This is a genomic window from Metabacillus sp. FJAT-52054, assembly GCF_037201815.1.
Taxonomy (GTDB): Bacteria; Bacillota; Bacilli; order Bacillales; family Bacillaceae; genus Metabacillus_B; species Metabacillus_B sediminis.
In genome coordinates this window covers 511,514-527,483 of record NZ_CP147407.1, presented here as the reverse complement: position 1 = coordinate 527,483, position 15,970 = coordinate 511,514, and the positions used below count along the sequence as shown (strand labels likewise).

The 15,970-nt window shown below is 45.9% G+C and carries 16 protein-coding genes and 2 riboswitches; of the genes, 4 read left to right on the top strand and 12 right to left on the bottom strand.

The genetic code is table 11. The features are described from left to right. Window positions 1-61 precede the first annotated feature (61 nt). Window positions 62-859, top strand: a complete 798-nt coding sequence (locus tag WCV65_RS02855) for an SDR family oxidoreductase (protein WP_338779905.1) — start codon at window positions 62-64, stop codon at window positions 857-859. A 5-nt stretch (window positions 860-864) separates the two neighbouring features. Here WCV65_RS02855 and WCV65_RS02850 read toward each other — a convergent pair whose 3' ends face one another. The 3 genes from WCV65_RS02850 to WCV65_RS02840 all read right to left on the bottom strand — a co-directional run bounded on the left by WCV65_RS02850 (window position 865) and on the right by WCV65_RS02840 (window position 5,821). Continuing rightward, a complete protein-coding gene (locus tag WCV65_RS02850; protein ID WP_338779903.1) occupies window positions 865-2,244 on the bottom strand; it encodes a hypothetical protein in 1,380 nt (459 codons plus the stop codon). A gap of 187 nt (window positions 2,245-2,431) precedes the next feature. Further along, on the bottom strand, window positions 2,432-5,122 hold the full coding sequence (locus WCV65_RS02845) for a dynamin family protein (RefSeq protein ID WP_338779901.1): 2,691 nt from the start codon (window positions 5,120-5,122) through the stop codon (window positions 2,432-2,434). A gap of 468 nt (window positions 5,123-5,590) precedes the next feature. Continuing rightward, window positions 5,591-5,821 (bottom strand): excisionase family DNA-binding protein, encoded by a 231-nt coding sequence (locus WCV65_RS02840; protein ID WP_338779899.1) that lies wholly within the window; start codon window positions 5,819-5,821, stop codon window positions 5,591-5,593. 70 nt (window positions 5,822-5,891) lie between these two features. On the opposite strand from WCV65_RS02840, the gene WCV65_RS02835 reads away from it, so the two are divergent. Together WCV65_RS02835 and WCV65_RS02830 are read left to right on the top strand one after the other, a co-directional pair. Further along, window positions 5,892-6,023: a hypothetical protein gene (locus WCV65_RS02835; RefSeq protein ID WP_338779897.1), complete on the top strand. Its 132-nt coding sequence runs from the start codon at window positions 5,892-5,894 to the stop codon at window positions 6,021-6,023. 97 nt (window positions 6,024-6,120) lie between these two features. Further along, a riboswitch (PreQ1 riboswitch) is annotated at window positions 6,121-6,165 on the top strand. A gap of 6 nt (window positions 6,166-6,171) precedes the next feature. Beyond that, window positions 6,172-6,657, top strand: a complete 486-nt coding sequence (locus WCV65_RS02830; RefSeq protein ID WP_035407450.1) for a QueT transporter family protein — start codon at window positions 6,172-6,174, stop codon at window positions 6,655-6,657. A gap of 43 nt (window positions 6,658-6,700) precedes the next feature. Here WCV65_RS02830 and WCV65_RS02825 read toward each other — a convergent pair whose 3' ends face one another. The 9 genes from WCV65_RS02825 to WCV65_RS02785 all read right to left on the bottom strand — a co-directional run bounded on the left by WCV65_RS02825 (window position 6,701) and on the right by WCV65_RS02785 (window position 15,367). Further along, window positions 6,701-8,152: an NAD(P)H-binding protein gene (locus WCV65_RS02825; protein WP_338779895.1), complete on the bottom strand. Its 1,452-nt coding sequence runs from the start codon at window positions 8,150-8,152 to the stop codon at window positions 6,701-6,703. 82 nt (window positions 8,153-8,234) lie between these two features. Then, entirely contained in the window at window positions 8,235-8,972 is a 738-nt protein-coding gene (locus WCV65_RS02820) for a UDP-galactose-lipid carrier transferase (protein WP_338779893.1), read from the bottom strand. Between the two features lie 73 nt (window positions 8,973-9,045). Then, a complete protein-coding gene (locus WCV65_RS02815; protein WP_035407456.1) occupies window positions 9,046-9,627 on the bottom strand; it encodes a LysE family transporter in 582 nt (193 codons plus the stop codon). Further along, on the bottom strand, window positions 9,614-10,240 hold the full coding sequence (locus WCV65_RS02810) for a LysE family transporter (protein WP_338779889.1): 627 nt from the start codon (window positions 10,238-10,240) through the stop codon (window positions 9,614-9,616). Before WCV65_RS02810 ends, WCV65_RS02815 begins: the two co-directional genes overlap by 14 nt. Beyond that, window positions 10,241-10,699: an Lrp/AsnC family transcriptional regulator gene (locus tag WCV65_RS02805; protein ID WP_338779887.1), complete on the bottom strand. Its 459-nt coding sequence runs from the start codon at window positions 10,697-10,699 to the stop codon at window positions 10,241-10,243. It abuts the gene before it with no gap. A gap of 114 nt (window positions 10,700-10,813) precedes the next feature. Then, complete coding sequence (locus WCV65_RS02800; protein ID WP_338779885.1) at window positions 10,814-11,797, bottom strand: ABC transporter permease; 984 nt, start codon at window positions 11,795-11,797, stop codon at window positions 10,814-10,816. After that, window positions 11,766-13,298 (bottom strand): sugar ABC transporter ATP-binding protein, encoded by a 1,533-nt coding sequence (locus WCV65_RS02795; protein WP_338779883.1) that lies wholly within the window; start codon window positions 13,296-13,298, stop codon window positions 11,766-11,768. Before WCV65_RS02795 ends, WCV65_RS02800 begins: the two co-directional genes overlap by 32 nt. A gap of 19 nt (window positions 13,299-13,317) precedes the next feature. After that, window positions 13,318-14,340: a sugar ABC transporter substrate-binding protein gene (locus tag WCV65_RS02790; protein WP_338782131.1), complete on the bottom strand. Its 1,023-nt coding sequence runs from the start codon at window positions 14,338-14,340 to the stop codon at window positions 13,318-13,320. Between the two features lie 175 nt (window positions 14,341-14,515). Next, window positions 14,516-14,680: riboswitch (SAM riboswitch) on the bottom strand. A gap of 261 nt (window positions 14,681-14,941) precedes the next feature. Beyond that, complete coding sequence (locus WCV65_RS02785) at window positions 14,942-15,367, bottom strand: carboxymuconolactone decarboxylase family protein (RefSeq protein WP_338779881.1); 426 nt, start codon at window positions 15,365-15,367, stop codon at window positions 14,942-14,944. Between the two features lie 117 nt (window positions 15,368-15,484). On the opposite strand from WCV65_RS02785, the gene WCV65_RS02780 reads away from it, so the two are divergent. Next, on the top strand, window positions 15,485-15,922 hold the full coding sequence (locus WCV65_RS02780; protein ID WP_338779879.1) for an Lrp/AsnC family transcriptional regulator: 438 nt from the start codon (window positions 15,485-15,487) through the stop codon (window positions 15,920-15,922). Window positions 15,923-15,970: the final 48 nt, after the last annotated feature.

Genomic DNA, 15,970 nt, shown 5'->3' with positions numbered 1-15,970 from the left:
TGTGTTTCCCTCTCATATGGAAAGGGAATGTGGGTATTATCGATAACAAGGAGGCCCAATGATGACCATTTTTTCAAAGGATGCATTAAAAGAGCAGCATATTCTTATTACCGGTGCAACCGGCGGGATCGGCTATGAAACAGCAAAGGCATGTGCTGCAGCCGGTGCTCACCTGACGATTACCGGAAGGAATGAAGATAAACTCTCTCTCTTAAAAGGAGAATGCGAGGAGCTGAATCCTCTGTCAAACGTTTTCCTGTTCAGTGCCGATCTGGATGATGCCGATGACCGGCAGAGCCTCATTGATGCAGCCATTTCAGAGAACGGTCCGATCACAGGTCTTGTCAACGGAGCCGGTATTGCCGGCGGTGCTTCCCTTGATGAGCTGGATGAACAGGATTTGAGAAGAATTATGGAATTAAACTTTACCTCTACTGTTCTTTTAACTCAGGCGGTATACAAAGAGATGCGGAAAACGAATAGAGGAGCTGTAGTGAATGTCTCCTCCTTGTCCGGGCTGCGCGGAACAGCTGGTAACAGTGCTTACGCCGGTTCTAAATTTGCGCTGATTGGATTTACTCAGTCCTTTGCTGTAGAAGCAATTGAACATGGTATCCGCGTCAATGCTGTATGCCCTGGCTATGTGGATACGAAAATGGGACGGGACAGCATTGAACGGAAAGGTGAAATATCGGGACGCAGCTATGAAGAACAGCTGAAAGCAGCGAAAGCCGGTATCCCTTCCGGTCGAATCAGCACTCCTGAGGAAGTGGCACAAACTATTTTGTTTCTGCTCACCAATGCTGCCGGCAATATCGTCGGTGAATCGATAAAAATATCAGGCGGCAGCGTGATGTAGGCCTATTAGCTGCTGGAGGCCTTCTGCATCGTATGTAAAACGGACATGTAGGCCTTTGCTTCCTGGGACATACCCATCTCTTTATAGGTTTTCGAAAGCCACTGCACCGGTTCAGGGTTGGACGGATTCAATTCCATCTCCCAGCTGAAGCAATCAATTGCTTTCTGATATTGCTTCAGCTCCACATAAAGTCTTCCCAGCTCAAGCTGCTGTTCCGGGTCATCCTGGTAGGCAGCCATTTTTTTAAAGTTTTCCGTAAGGAGAGAAGGAATGGGAAGAAGCCAGTTCAATACCGCTGAAAATTCCCGATGCTTCAGCATATTCGGCACCATAATCCGAAGCAGCTGCCCGCAAGCCTTTTGGTCCTCCAGGCTGATAAAGAAGGTCTGGAACTTTTCTTCGTCAAGTCTCTTATAGTCCAGATCAGGATTTGATAACAGCGCCATCAGCTGTTCCGAATTGCAATCCTGAGAGCCGATAAGGACGGAAACTGCATCCTCAAGCCGGTTATCGCTTAACAGGGCATCCACTAAATCCTGCTGCGCCTTCCCATCCTTTACCTGATCTTTGCATGTATCCCATAAAATAATGGCGCGCTCCCTGTTTGAAAAATGAGCGGCAAGCAGCTTCGTAAACTGCTCATAGTATTCAGGTGAAGGTTCCTCTTCATTTTTAAAATACTTGATATAAAGAGCTGCTTGATCCATCCATCTGTTCTGCTCGGAAAGGAGCTTCTGCAGTCTTGTAAAGGAAGGTTCTGTTTTTTTCTTCTTCCGGCAAAGCACTTCAGCATGCAGCGGATCGATTGCCTTCATCTCTGTATACCCGCCTTCGTACAGCAGCCGGTATTTCAAGTAATCCATATGCTGGGACAATTCACTAGCCCACTGGTTTTTTGAATCTGCATCCAGAAGTGTCATAAGAACTTGGTGGGCCATCCTGAACTGGCCGCTTCTCCTATACTGGAAGAAAAACGACTTGCAGGCCTCGGTAATTTTATCTTTTGAAACAAACGAATCGAAATGGGAAAGAATATAGACGGTTTCCTGGGGAGTGAGCTGTTTGGAAAGGGACTTGAACAGCTGGGTTACCGTCCTTAACTGGAAAACCTGCGGGGGGGGAAACAGTGCATCAATGAGGGGATGGGGAGCATCAAGAACGATTCCGTTGCGGAACGCCCTGCTCAGCATAGAGCCTTTTTTGGGAGTGGTATGCTTGCCGGTCAAAAATTGATTTTGATAGAAGAACAAATAGCAGGTGCCTTTTTCCGGGTGGACTGTTTCAGCAATTCTCATCCGGTTATAAAAAGCCAGTCTTTTCACTTGAAGCTGCAAAGGCTTTTCTCCGCTTTGAGCAACCGTTACGTATTCAATGTGTCCGGTCAATTGAATCCCTCCAATATGTTCTTTTCTATTAGTTTACCACTTAAAAGAGAAATCGCATAAAGTGAAATTTCATCAGGCGGATTTTTCCTATTCGCGCTGATCGTTTTAAGGCTCCAGGATGTCACGGATAACGGGGAAAAAACCGGGCAGACCGCCGCTGCCCGGTTTCTTTTTGCCAATGATCATCTTAGCGGCTGCCAAGAAGCATCCATTCGTATTGGCGAAGCCGCAATTCGAAGAGAGTGAGAGACTCCTTGAATGTCCCCTGATTATTTTTCATATCCAGCAATTTGCTTTGTTTTGCTGAGATCTCCGCGTGTGTTTCAATAACCGTCTGTTTCAGGACATCGTCCGGGTTATGGAAGAACAGCGACAAGTCGCGGTCAATCCCATTTTCAAATACGTCAAACGGAAGCAGGAATTTAGTAATGATGGATTCTGTCAGCTCCGTGTAATCCTCATTCTCAATGTATTGCGTATAGCGGTTGACCATCACGGTTTTATTTTGGGCAATGGCATTGATCAGCTTCCCTGCACTTTTCAAAATAAACTGGGAAGGCGTATGACGCAGAAGAATATTTACTTTTTCGAGCTGAACCCCGCTTGTCATCCGCTGCACGTCGCGACGCCAGTCATCTACGACTCTGAAATCGCAGGCAAGCTCCATCCGGTCTGTTTCAAACAGCTTGTTGAAGCCGGAGCTCATTTCATCAAGGAAGGCTTGGCTGTGCATCAGTTCTTCATGGGAAGATGCAATCCATTCATGCAGGGAATCACGGTACATCGGCAGGACCGTATCCTCCATGTAAAGCTGGATGCGCTGATTCATCTCTTCGTTCAGCTGCAAATGAATTTTTCCGAAATCACTGTCCTCACGCACAAGCTTCGAACAGCCGCGGATCATTTCCGGGATTTTCACCGTCATGTCCTGCCTGATTTCAGTCTTTACTGTATGGAAATAGCGGCGTATTTCTGCCGTTTTTTCTTTTTCTAAATCTTCGAGCTGATGAATGGCTCCATTCAGCTTAGAGACCATATCCTCATTCCAGGCAATGGATTTCTCAAGAGCACGCTCATGATCGAGACGCTTATCGAAAAGATCCGTAATCGTCGTCCGGATGATATAAAGCAGCTTAGCCACGCGGTTTTCCAATCTTGCCTGCTCGAAATTCACATTCAGGAATTCGTTGAACCTGGCAAGCTGCTGACTGCTCTTATAGTGCGAAGAATAGGCAAACACTTTTGAATCCGGGAAGACCGCTGCAATTCTTTCCTCTGTATCTTTCAATACCCTCAGCGCTTCTTCCTCCCCATAAATGGTGTCCATTTTATTCAAAAGGAAATGGATCGGCATGGAAGGAGCAAGATCACGGATTCTCAAGAGGAACTCAGCCTCCTGTTGAGTGAACGGAGCATTGGCAGAGAGAATGAACAGCAGGCTGTCTGCCAGATTCACATAATGATGCACTTCATTTCTTCCGCCCATCCGGCTGTTGAATCCAGGGGAATCAATCATCGCCAAGCCATGCTTTCTTAAAAACGCAGAAGGAAGGCTATACTCAATAAAGCGTTCGCTTCCCTGTGTACCATCTGCCTTAAGGCCTGACGTCACTTCTCTGATTTCCGTCTCATGATGGTCTCTCACAATCACAACGGTTGAGCTTTCCTCACCAAGCACCGGCTCATCAAGAACTGAATTGATAAAGGAGGATTTCCCCGAGCTTGCTGAACCGGCGACTAACAGCTGGCGTGTGTTCAAATCGAGCAGCTCCTCGACCATCCAGTTTGCCTGCTGGCCGATCTCCACTTCATTTTCAAGACTCCATTTCTTGACTGCGTCAAACAGTTCCACGGTTTCTTCCAAGCCGGAAATATGATTCGTTTTCCAGCTTACAAGGTTTTCAGCCTGATAAACTTGATTGCCGGAGATGCTGTCCGGAAAAAGATCATTCCAGGCGAGAACTGCCGCTGATGACAGAATGGCATGATTGGATTCTGACATTATCAGCCAGTTAACGAGGAAGCCGGGCAGTACGCTTGAAAGCTCCTTCGTCGTGTAATGGCCGCTGATCAAATGAAGATACGTTTCCTCATGCTGCTTCGACAGCTTTCTCCAGGAATGCGTCTGCTCACCTTCTAGCGTTTGAAAGACTTGATTAAAATGAATCAGCCATGGCAAATAAGCAGGCTGTCCTGTGTACGAATTCCATAAAGAGAGAACGAGCTCCTCAAAATGCCCCGGGCTGACCTGATAAAGGCTGACAAGAACATCATTAAAATAGGAAGGCTCGAACCGCTCTGTCAGTCCGCGGACTATGTATGACTTAAGAACATCTGCCCATTCGAGGGACTGAGTGCGAATCGTTTCATTTGAAGCAAGCTCCACAGCATTTTCCCAATCCTTATTCTCTTCAAAAAAAGCACGGGCAATTAATGAGATATTCTGATAATCCGGATCGAGCGCCACCGCTTTTTTGATGGAATGAACCGCTGCATCCTGCTTTTCCTGCTGCAGGTACAAAGAGAACAGCTGCAAGGCTACCTCAACCTTTAATACGAGGCTATCCGTCTCGATGCTTTTATATAAATCCAAAGCAGAAGCATCCATACCAAGCTCCATATAAGCATCGGCCATGTTTTTTCTTGCCCACTGAGCGAGCCCGCTCGTGATATGCTCCCATTTAAAAATCGCTGCTTCATAATCCTTGTTGTGAAAGTACACCTCACCCTGGGCAAAGCGTATTTCCGACGCATCCCCATCCTCTTTTACATGCTCATCAAGCAGCATCGTCCCTAATACCTGGACCGGGTGCACTCCGGTATCCGGTGCCAGTTCTTCAAAATATGTTTTCTTGCTTAAACGCGTTTCTGCAATCATGATTTTCCTCCAAAAAAATAGAGTATGTAGGTTTTAATTTCCCTGTCTATGATTCATTTACACCTCATAGGTATCTATTCTCATATTCTATCACTGATTTTTTTCATGACATTGCAAAATGATTTCATTTTCAATACAGATAAGACACCGGTGTAAAATTTACGGTTTGATTTTCCAACTAAAATGGGTTATTTATAAAAATCCCTTCTAAACTTGGCTGTTGATTTCCGCTGCAGGCGTTCGCTTTCCGCGGGGCGGGCGGTGAGCCTCCTATGCGCTGTGCGCATGCGGGGTCTCACCTGTCCCGCTGCTCCCGCTGGAGTCTCACGCCTTCCACTCCAATCAACAGGTGTTAATATATCAATTGTATGCATTAACAAAGCCAAAAGAAAAACCTTCCAAAGCATCAAATGAGAAACAAAATAAAAATGCCGGGAGATGAGGATCTCCCGGCATTTTTATATTAAATCAATCCTCATCCTTCACATCTGGATCTTCTGGAATTGGCTCGTTTCTCCACTCCTCCAGCTGCTTCTTCGCCTTCTCAAGCTGGTCTAAGTGTCCGTTAAATTGCTCTTTATTAATCATATAAACCTGTCCGTCATATACATAGCGGATTTTGTTCTGATGAACAAGTGCCTCAATATACGTCTCTGGCAGGGAAAGATATTCGGCTGTTTCTTTAATGGTTAAATACAAACGGAATTCCTCCTCTATGGGGTTTATTATAACGAATTGGGGGAGGATGGGTAAATAGGAGCCGCTGAGATTGGTTTTAACGGTGGGGTTGCCGATTGTAGGCGGATTCTTTATGACAGCGGAAAACTTAGTATCGATTACGGGCAAACCTTCTTCAGCACCCTATAATGATGTGAAAATGCGATTCCGTTTTGTTGAATAGCAACATTGTGCTGCTGAAAATGGGTTTTACGCTCCGCACTGTTAAATCAACACCTTTCTATTTACAAAAACTCTCAGGCGTACTATAATATCTACTTTCGGTCGTGGTTCGAAATCCTCCCACGAAAAAAAACTAAGGAGCAGGAAAAATGAATACTAGAACAGTAGTAGCCAATGGAATTTTAGCTGCGATTTATATTGCGGTTTCATTCATTATACAGCCGATCGCATTTGCGGCGTTTCAGTTCCGGGTGCCGGAAATGCTGAATCATCTCATCGTATTTAATAAGAAATATTTTTTCGGGATTGTGCTTGGAGTGTTTATATCCAATCTGCTTTTCTCTCCAATGAAAGCCTATGATCTCATCTTCGGGACAGGCCAATCGATTATCGCGCTGCTGATTACGATTCTGGCAGCAAAATTCATTAAAAACACATGGGCCTTGATGATTGTGAATACGCTTGTTTTTACCTTCACGATGTTCATCATTGCCTGGGAACTGCACTTAGCCTTCGATCTTCCGTTTTGGATCACTTGGGCAACCACTGCGGTTGGCGAGTTTGTCGTTATGGCCGCCGGGATGCCAATTGTTTACGCTTTGAACAAACGCCTGAAATTCAAAAATTTCGTCTAATACAAAAAAACTGCTCCCCAGATTGAACCGGGAAGCAGTTTTTTTAATTCATATGAACGACCTTTTTGACTGGACCTTCTTGTTTATGTTCCTCTGATTTTTCAATCAAGTGCTGCAAATGCCGTTTATAAAGGTACATCACAATGATATGCACCTTGGCCTGAGATATCCGGTAGAGAATCCATGGGAGAGACGGTCTGTATTCATGAATGGCAATGATGCATTCCTGTGTACCCGGTATTTGTCTGAACTCTATTCTCCCCCTGCTGCCATCCATTATTTTTGCAAAGGAACCGCCGGTTATATAATAAAGAGCCCGGTTCGAGGAGCTCCGTTCAGGGGCATAGCTTAGCTCCATAATCGGCTTTTTAAAGCCGATTAAACGGAACCGGCTTACCCTCTGCTGATTCGTCTCAACCTCCAATAGAGGACGGGCAAGCTTTGAAAGCCAGTTCATGTAATGATCCCCTGTCCAATCGGCATCTTTCCCCTCCGGTAGCAGGATGCGCTGAACGGAACGGACGTCCGATACGCCTGAACTTTTAGAAGAAGAGGATGCAGTCTTCTTTTTCTTCTGTTCCTTTTTCTCTTCCTCTAAGGCTTCTTTAGCTGCTTCTTTAAAAGGAGTCTGTCCGTAGCTAATTTCATCGTCCATGTTTTCCTTTTGAGCGACCATCGGATGCTTCAAGCTCTCGATTAAAGGATAGACGGTCGATCTAGGGGATTGAGTAATCAAACTGACCCACAGCCTTGATAAAGTGACGGTCATAAGAGGAATTTCAAAAACCTTTGGCTTTCTGCCCATTACCTCGGCTGTCTGAATCATCATTTCCTCGTACGTCATCACTTCAGGACCGCCGACATCAATGGACTTACCGGAAAGCTTTTTGTTTCCGATGCTTTTTTTCAGGGCAGTCAGGACATCTTTCAATGCAATCGGATGGGTTTTCGTTCTTGTCCACTTCGGCAGCATCATCATCGGAAGCCGTTTAACAAGCTTCGTCAAAATCGGGAATGAAGAACCTTTCGGACCGACTATGAGACCTGCGCGGATCGTTGTAACCGGTGTGCCGTATGCACCCAGTACCTTTTCTACCTCGAGTCTGCTTTTCAAATGGCGCGACAGCTCCTCTGTATCCTGCGGAATAATTCCGCTCATATAGATGATCTGCCTTACGCCGTTCTTTTTCGCTGCTCTTGCAAAATTATCCGCCAAAATCAGATCCATGTCCTCGAACTTCGCCTGCGTCAGTTTCGCAGACGGCATCATTGAATGGACAAGGTATACAGCATAATCTGCTCCTTGCAGCCCTTTTTCTGCCGAATCGAGTGAATATAAATCACACGAACGCCATTCCACATGCTCACTGTTCTCACGGTCATCCCCGTTTCTAGATAGGGCAATGACATCCGAATATCCCGTTAATTTTTGCAGCAAATTGTTTCCGATATATCCGCTTGCGCCGGTCAGGGCAATTTTTTCGCGCTGTTCCATGATCACTCACTCCGCTCCGCGTAAAATCGTTCTTCTATTGTCTTTCCTTTAATAAGAAAGCATTAAACGGAACAGAGCGCATTCAAAGGTAATCCTTGAGAGAAATCCCTTTTTCCGCCGCTTTCATTTCCATTGCCTGTGTAACAAGCTGAAGGGTTTTAACCCGGGCAAATTTCTTATCCTCCCCTTCAATCACATGCCATGGAGCTTCATCTGTATTCGTCCGCTTTAGCATTTCTTCAACCGCCGGGACATACTCCTCCCATTTTTCACGGTTGCGCCAGTCTTCATCTGTGATTTTCCATTTCTTCAAAGGATTCTTCTCCCGCTCTTTAAAGCGCTTCAGCTGTTCGGCCTTGGAAATATGGAACCAAAATTTTTGCACGATAAAGTCTTCTTCTGTCATTAATTTTTCAAACTGATTAATTTGCTCAAACGCTCGTGTCCATTCTTCCCGGGAAGCGAAACTTTCCACCCTTTCCACCAGCACTCTTCCATACCATGAGCGATCAAAAATCGTAATACCGCCTTTTTTCGGCATATGCGTCCAGAAACGCTGGAGATAATGCAGGTCCTTTTCCTCCGCCGTCGGGGCTGACACCGGGTGAACGTTATAGCCCCTTGGATCAAGTCCCTCCGCGATCCGTTTAATGGAGCCTCCCTTGCCTGCAGCATCCCAGCCCTCAAACACAAGAATGCATCCGATTTTATGTTCAACGAGTGCCCGCTGCAATCCAAGCAGTTTCAGCTGCAGCGACTTAAGCTCGCTTTTATACTCCTTATCACTAATCGTTTGAGACAAATCAATTGTATCCAGCATCTCTCAACCCTCCATAATAAGTTCATCGTTACCATCCTTTTCCCTCCACTGATGAAAAAAACGCAGCCGGCGGTTAAAATGCCAGGATTCCGAGCAGAACAATCAATGCTCCTGCAGCCTTATTGATGAATGAAAGGTGCGGTACAATTCTTTTCTTGAATGCACTCACTCCGATGGACAGAATCAGCCACCAGAAGGACGCTCCAAGAAACACCCCTCCTATTAAAGCAAAACTGGAATCAAGCCCCTTATCAAATCCAAGACCTGTAAACATGGCTGCAAAGTTCAAGATTGCAGCAGGATTGGTGATCATCAGCAAAAACGTAGAAGCGTACATCCTGAACAGCGTCTCTCCCTCTAATTGCGCTGCATTGCTGGCAGGTTTTTTTAAGAACGTTTTGATCCCCAGATAGATTAAAAATACAGAACCGAATACCTTTAGATAAAATTCATATTTCATAAGAAAGGAAGAAACCATTGAAAACCCAAACGCCGCGATGGCTGCGTAGATGATGTTCGCTGTAACGGCCCCAAATCCCGTTAAAAAGCCCGCGCTTTTTCCCTTTGACAGTGTTCGCTGAATGCACAAGATTCCGATTGGCCCAACGGGTGCCGACACGGAAAAACCAAGGATAAACGCTTTAAGAAAGAGCATAAAATACACCTGCCAAAAAGAAGATTCCAAACAAAATCATCACTCCGCCTGATACCCGGTTAATAGCCGTTAACGAGTTTTCCCCCATCCGCTTCTTAAACCATCCGGCGCTAAACGATAAGATCCCCCACCACAAAGCAGATCCAGAAAAAATACCAAGTACAAGAGTGAGTGCTGATGCAGCCGCGCCGTCCGAGACGATCATACCGGACGCCCCTAAGATTGCGGCAAAGGATAAAATCGTCATCGGATTGGCTAGTGTGAGAAGGAAGCTTGAAAAATAGCTCCCCGCAATCGTTTGGCCTGAAGCATGTGCAGCCTTTTGAGAAGGCTTGGAAAGGACGGTTTTCACCCCCAGGTAAAGCAGAAAAATAACACCAGATAATTGAATCCACAGCTTGTTTCCAATGAGCACATCAGAAATGGCCGTCAGACCGAAGCCTGTGATCAAACCGTACACGGCATCAGCTGATGCGGCACCTAATCCCGTTGCAAAACCGGAGACTTTACCTTTGGCCAGTGTCCTTTGAATACACAAAACTCCGATTGGCCCCACTGGTGCTGCAATCGAAAGACCAATCAGCATTCCTTTAATCGTTAGCAGAATATCCATTTATCTTCCTTTATGGATGGGCAGCCGGGTCGTTTCTTTTGCCGTATCCATGACAATCGTTGTTTTTGTTCGAATGATTCCTTCCAGTCCCTTGATTTCATGGCTGATCACCCTGTCCAGATCCTTCGTATTCCGGCAGCGGATTTTCAGCAGGTAGTCATCTTCACCTGCAATATGATGGCATTCCTGAATCTCTGCCAAGCTGTTCATTAATTGTAGGAAGGGACCTCTATGTTCCGGACGGGCTAAAGAAACGGCAACAAATGCTGTCAGCTCGCAGCCTGCTAAATCGGCATCAATTAAGGCCCCAAATTTCTTGATTATCCCCTGTTCCTGCAGACGGCTCACTCTCTCTGCTGCAGCTGGAGCAGACAATCCGATTTGGGCAGCAAGATCCGCCCATTTTATTCTGGAATTGTCCATAAGAACCTCTATTATTTTCATATCGAAAGAATCCAACTAACTTCACCTTCTTTTAATAAGTATTTATAAATTATACTTATTTTACTAAGGTTATTCAACATTTTCAACAATAAAAAAACAGCCAGCGCAAGGCCAGCCGTTTTTCTTCTATTATATTCTTTTTTTCACATGAAAATACGTTACAGCCAATGCCAATACCAAAACCGTCCCTTTTACGATTTCAAACGCATAATAGGGAAGATTCATCATCGTGAGACCGTTGAGCAGCACTCCGATCAGCGCTGCCCCAAAGAACGTCCCGAGAGCATTGGGCTTTCCGGCTCCGAGGACGGAGAACCCTACGAATACAGCGGCGACCGCTTCCATGAGCATGGAGGCACCGGCGTCGATTTGGCCTGATCCGACGCGGGCAGCAAATAAAATACCCGCCAACGATGCGAATACGCCTGATACCGTATAGGCAGCGAACTTCACTTTATTCACGCTGATCCCCGAGAGCCTTGCTGCTTCTGCGTTTCCTCCGGTCATGTACAGGATCCGTCCCCAGCGGGAGTGGTTTAAGATCCAATAGACGATAGCAGTAAAGAGAAGCATGATGACAACAGGGACCGGTACGCCGGCAATCTGTCCCTGTCCAATCCACAGGAACGATTTGTAAAACTCTCCGGGTGCAGTGCCTCCTGCTGTCAGCGGCATATGGCTGTAAATCGAGTATCCTTCCGTGTATGTCCGGTGAATTCCGGTAAGGATGTACATGGCACCAAGTGTCGCCAGCAGATCCGGTATGCCGATTTTCACGATTAAAATAGAATTAAAGATTCCGACCAGTATTCCGACTCCGATTGGCAGCAGCAAAACGAGCCATAGCGGCATCTCATACCAGACCATGAGAGAGGAAGAAATGACGGTTGCAAGCGACATCGTTGCTCCCACCGACAAATCGAACCCGTCTACAATCAGCGTGAACGTTACGCCAAGGGCGAGCAGCGTAACGATGGAGATTGAACGAAGAATATCCGATAGATTGCTATATGAAAAAAATGCGTGATTGACAAAGCTAAAATAAACTAAGATAACCGCCATCAATACGACGGCGCCGTATTTATACAAAAACCCGATGAGCTTTTCCTTCATGGATGTCTTCCTTTCCGCCGGTTGCGTAAAGCAGAATCTTGTCCTGTGTGGCTTCTTCTTTTGTCAGCTCTTTGACGATCCTGCCGTCATACATAATGAGAATTCGGTCAGCGATGCCCAGAATTTCGTTCATCTCGCATGAAAAATAGAGAACCGCTTTTCGTGCTTCAGTCAATCGGCGGATGAGCTGGAATAAATCTTTTTTCGCTCCGACATCGACCCCCTTGGCCGGTTCGTCAAACAGGTAAACCTTTGCGTCTCCATACATCCATTTGCCGATTGCAACCTTCTGCTGATTGCCTCCGCTTAAGTTTTCAGCAGGCGTCAAAGGCGAATCCGTTTTGATACCAAGCTCCGTGATCATCTGTTCAGCATGCAGTTTCTCTTTTTTCCGGTTCATTTTCAAAAACGAAGAGAAGGATTTCAAATGAGGAAACGACATGTTTTCCAGGATGGACTCATGAATGAAGAGCCCTTCCTTTCTCCGCTCCTCCGGGATTAGCGCGAATCCAGCTTTAATGGCTTCAGAAGGCTCCTTAAACCGATAAAGCTTTCCGTCTAAGAGAACCTTGCCTTTCTTCCAGTCGTTCAGCCCGAAAAGCGTTTTCGCAAGCTCTGTCTTTCCCGCTCCGACTAATCCGGCAAATGCTACGACTTCCCCTTCTGCAACAGAGAACGAAATGCCCTTCAGGCGCTCCTCATCCTCCAGTCCATCTACTTGAAGAAGGGTTCGGCCAATCTCCGTTCCCTCCTCATGCATTTCCTGGGTGAGGGCCCGGCCCAGCATGGTCTCGACAATCTGCTCCTGCGTGACCTCTGCTGTTTCAAATGTTTGAATGGTGCTTCCGTCTCTCATTACCGTAATCCGATTGCAAAGCTCAAATACTTCCGGAAGACGGTGGGAGATAAAGATACAGCCGACTCCCTGCTTTACAAGCCTTTGAACAATGGAGAAAAAATGCTTCGTTTCCTCGATTGACAGAGGCGCCGTCGGTTCATCAAAAATAATGATTTTCGCCTTGCGGACAAGAGCCCTTGCAATGAGCACCATTTGCTTTTGGGCAAGCGTTAATTCAGAAGCCTTTTTGGCAACCGGAATGCGGTCCTCCTGGAGCAGCTTGAGCGCTTCCTTCGCCTGCTGATTCAATTTTTTTCCCGAAACCGTCCATTTTTTGGAGGAAGAGAAGGAGTCGAGCATGATGTTGTCGGCAACCGAAAGCTGAGAAACGAGCGCTGTATCCACTTCCTGATACACACAATCGATTCCGAGTTCTTTCGCTTCTTTTGGCGAGCGAATTTGAACGGGCTGCCCGTTCAAAAATATTTTGCCGCCATCCTGCTTATATGCCCCGGACAGGATTTTCATCAGCGTGCTTTTCCCCGCTCCATTCGCTCCAAGCAGCGCATGAACTTCCCCGCTTTTCACCTCTATATGGGCATTCTTCAGTGCTTCCACACTTCCGAATGTTTTGGAGATGTTCTCCATTCGCAGAAGGCTCATCTTCCTCCCTCCTTCTCTCTTATTTTCCTTCTTCAAGCTTTTTCAGCTCATCCGTATAGCCCTGTTCGCTTTTCCCCCAGCCTTTTACGTGCTGATCCAGGTCATTCGTTGTCACCTGCTCATTCGGGAGGGCTTCCTTCGTCACAAATACCGGCTTCAATTTCACTTTTTCCTCCACGCTGTCCCCATTGATTTTCTGATAAGCATAGCGTACCTGGATGCGGCCGATGTCTTTCGGATCCACTGCTGCAGAAGCGACCCATGGGCTGTTTTCCTTTTGAATCATCTGAAGATCCTCATCACTCATATCAATCCCATAAACCTTGATATCGGTTCTTCCCGCCTGTTCAAGAGCTCGGACGGCACCTTTAGCAAATTCATCCCAGGCAGCCCAAACGGCTGTAATCTCGCCTTTGTTTGGATACTGCTTAAGGATCGCTTCCATCTGAGCCTGTGTATCAAGAGCCGTATTTTGGGTGGCGGCACCAAATGCGGCCACTTCCTTAATGCCTGTGTTTTCTTTCAAAAATTGCTGATACGCAACCTGGCGGCGTTCCATCGGGGCAAAGCCTGCCACCCAAATTTTCACGATATTTGCTTTTCCGCCCGAATCTTTAGCCAGCTGTTCAAGGGTCATTTGCGCCATATCCTGATCGCCCTGTTCGATTGAGGTTACTCCTTTTGCTTCTACACCTGCATCAAAGGCGACAACCGGAATCTTTTTGCTGATTGCCTTTTCCACTCCGGCAGTCAGTGCTTCCTTCGTTCCGTGGTCAATTAGAATCGCGTCAAATCCCTGATTAATTGCTGCATCCACGTTGGATGCCATTTTTGCCAAATCGCCGTCAGAGGTAAACACGACTGTTTGCCCGCCAAACTTGCTCGTCTGCTCTTTAACCCCTTCTATGTATTGAGCAGAGAATGTTCCAAGGTTCTGCTGCATAATAAGGGCGATTTTCTTTCCTGCGAGCGCATTGTCTTTACTTGCTTTTGCTTCTGTTCCTGCCTGTTCCCCAACTTTCGGCTGGCAGCCTGCAAGCATGGCAAGAATGAGAAGCGCAGCCAGAATGGTCTTTGCATATTTTTTTGTCATGATCTTACTCCCCCTAATTCAAATATTCCGGACGTTTTTCGAGGGCTTTTCTTACCGGAAAAATAGGAAAAGCCCCTTTCTCATAAAGAAAGAGGCTTGAAGAATTAAAGTCGTCTTCTAAAGCCTCTTATCTCTCAGAAAGGTAAAAAACCTTTCTGTTGGAATTAGCACCGTGCCTTCAGGGTCAAAACCCTGGCGCGTCTTGCTTTCGCGCCCCGTCTCGCGACGGAATTACGGTCGGTTGCTGGGCATCATAGGGCCAAATCCCTCCGCCTGCTCTGGATAAGAGTGCAATCTGAATAGTATGAAATTTTATTTCCTGAGCTGAATATTATCACCATTTTTTGAAGCCTGCAACATTTTTTTGAAAAAACTTTCCATTCAACCGAGAGTTAACGCCCCTTAATGATACACATCTTAGTGGATCAGGCAGAGCGTATATTTTGTGCTAAATAGCCATATGGCAGAGGCGTGTTCCATGCTCTCAAGCCTCCAATATTTCTGCTTCAAAGCTGCTTAACGATGCCCCCATACTTGATTTTAAAATAATTCAAAGTCCTTTCTCTTCCGAAGGCTTCAGCGCCATCATTGCTCCAAAAAATTGGGAAGCCGTGCTAAAACAGATAAAAGCACAAAGCTCGCTTATTTCCTTCTCGGTGAAACCCTTTTTTACTACATCAAAAACGGGTTCCGGAATGGATCCTTTATGCTTTAGAAATACTTCTGCAAATCCTGCTGCTAAAGAGGTTTTCTCATCAAATTCAGCCGGATCGGGCTTACCCTTTGCCTTGCAGTATTCACAGCCGTTTTCCTGTGCGAGCGTTCTTCTAATTTGTTCTTTTAACTCGGCTGATAAGGCGCCGTCCGCCTCAAGTGTTTCGCCAAGACTTGTCCACTGTCTCATAATCTCTGAATTGTGGCCAAGCAGTTTTTGAAAGGGCGTATCTCCAATTGGGGCAAAATTAATGGTTGTCATCATCATTCCTCCTCTCCATAATGATAAATAAGCTTAAAGATGAATTACATGCTGTTTGTAAGTAAAAAGAATAATTAACAGATTAAAAGATACAAAAAAGGAGCAAATACTTTACGTATGAAAATTGATGACATAGACCGAAAACTATTAAATGAATTAAACAAGAACAGCCGGATTTCCATGAGAGAACTCGGCAGAAACATCGGGATGTCCTCTCCCGCTGTTTCTGAACGCATTAAGCAAATGGAATCATACGGCATTATCAGGGGCTATACATTGGATATTGATTATGGCAAAGCAGGATATCCGATCAGCTGCATCATAGAAGCAGTTATCAAAAACGGGGAATACAGTCGTTTCAGACGTCATATTGAAAGCCTTACGAATGTAGAGTTTTGCCACCGGATTGCAGGTAACGCCTGCTTTATGCTAAAAGTGCATTTTGAAACTCTCCAAAAAACGGAGGAGTTTATAGACGGTATTTCCAGCCTCGCTCAAACCATCACACACATCGTTTTCTCCGAAGTGGAGACGGCATTCCGGTTTAAAGAATAGGCTGGCATTATGTTTTTAAACACCTGTTAGTGTGAGACTTTCTGCGAG

Bases quoted from the DNA above. Each gene is read 5' to 3' on its own strand.
- WCV65_RS02830 (WP_035407450.1), top strand. From the start codon at position 6,172: ATGAATACTAGAACAGTAGTAGCCAATGGAATTTTAGCTGCGATTTAT.
- WCV65_RS02800 (WP_338779885.1), bottom strand. From the start codon at position 11,797: ATGAAGGAAAAGCTCATCGGGTTTTTGTATAAATACGGCGCCGTCGTA.
- WCV65_RS02825 (WP_338779895.1), bottom strand. From the start codon at position 8,152: ATGGAACAGCGCGAAAAAATTGCCCTGACCGGCGCAAGCGGATATATC.
- WCV65_RS02790 (WP_338782131.1), bottom strand. From the start codon at position 14,340: ATGCTTGCAGGCTGCCAGCCGAAAGTTGGGGAACAGGCAGGAACAGAA.
- WCV65_RS02795 (WP_338779883.1), bottom strand. From the start codon at position 13,298: ATGAGCCTTCTGCGAATGGAGAACATCTCCAAAACATTCGGAAGTGTG.
- WCV65_RS02845 (WP_338779901.1), bottom strand. From the start codon at position 5,122: ATGATTGCAGAAACGCGTTTAAGCAAGAAAACATATTTTGAAGAACTG.
- WCV65_RS02815 (WP_035407456.1), bottom strand. From the start codon at position 9,627: ATGCTCTTTCTTAAAGCGTTTATCCTTGGTTTTTCCGTGTCGGCACCC.
- WCV65_RS02820 (WP_338779893.1), bottom strand. From the start codon at position 8,972: ATGCTGGATACAATTGATTTGTCTCAAACGATTAGTGATAAGGAGTAT.
- WCV65_RS02785 (WP_338779881.1), bottom strand. From the start codon at position 15,367: ATGACAACCATTAATTTTGCCCCAATTGGAGATACGCCCTTTCAAAAA.
- WCV65_RS02780 (WP_338779879.1), top strand. From the start codon at position 15,485: ATGAAAATTGATGACATAGACCGAAAACTATTAAATGAATTAAACAAG.
- WCV65_RS02855 (WP_338779905.1), top strand. From the start codon at position 62: ATGACCATTTTTTCAAAGGATGCATTAAAAGAGCAGCATATTCTTATT.
- WCV65_RS02810 (WP_338779889.1), bottom strand. From the start codon at position 10,240: ATGGATATTCTGCTAACGATTAAAGGAATGCTGATTGGTCTTTCGATT.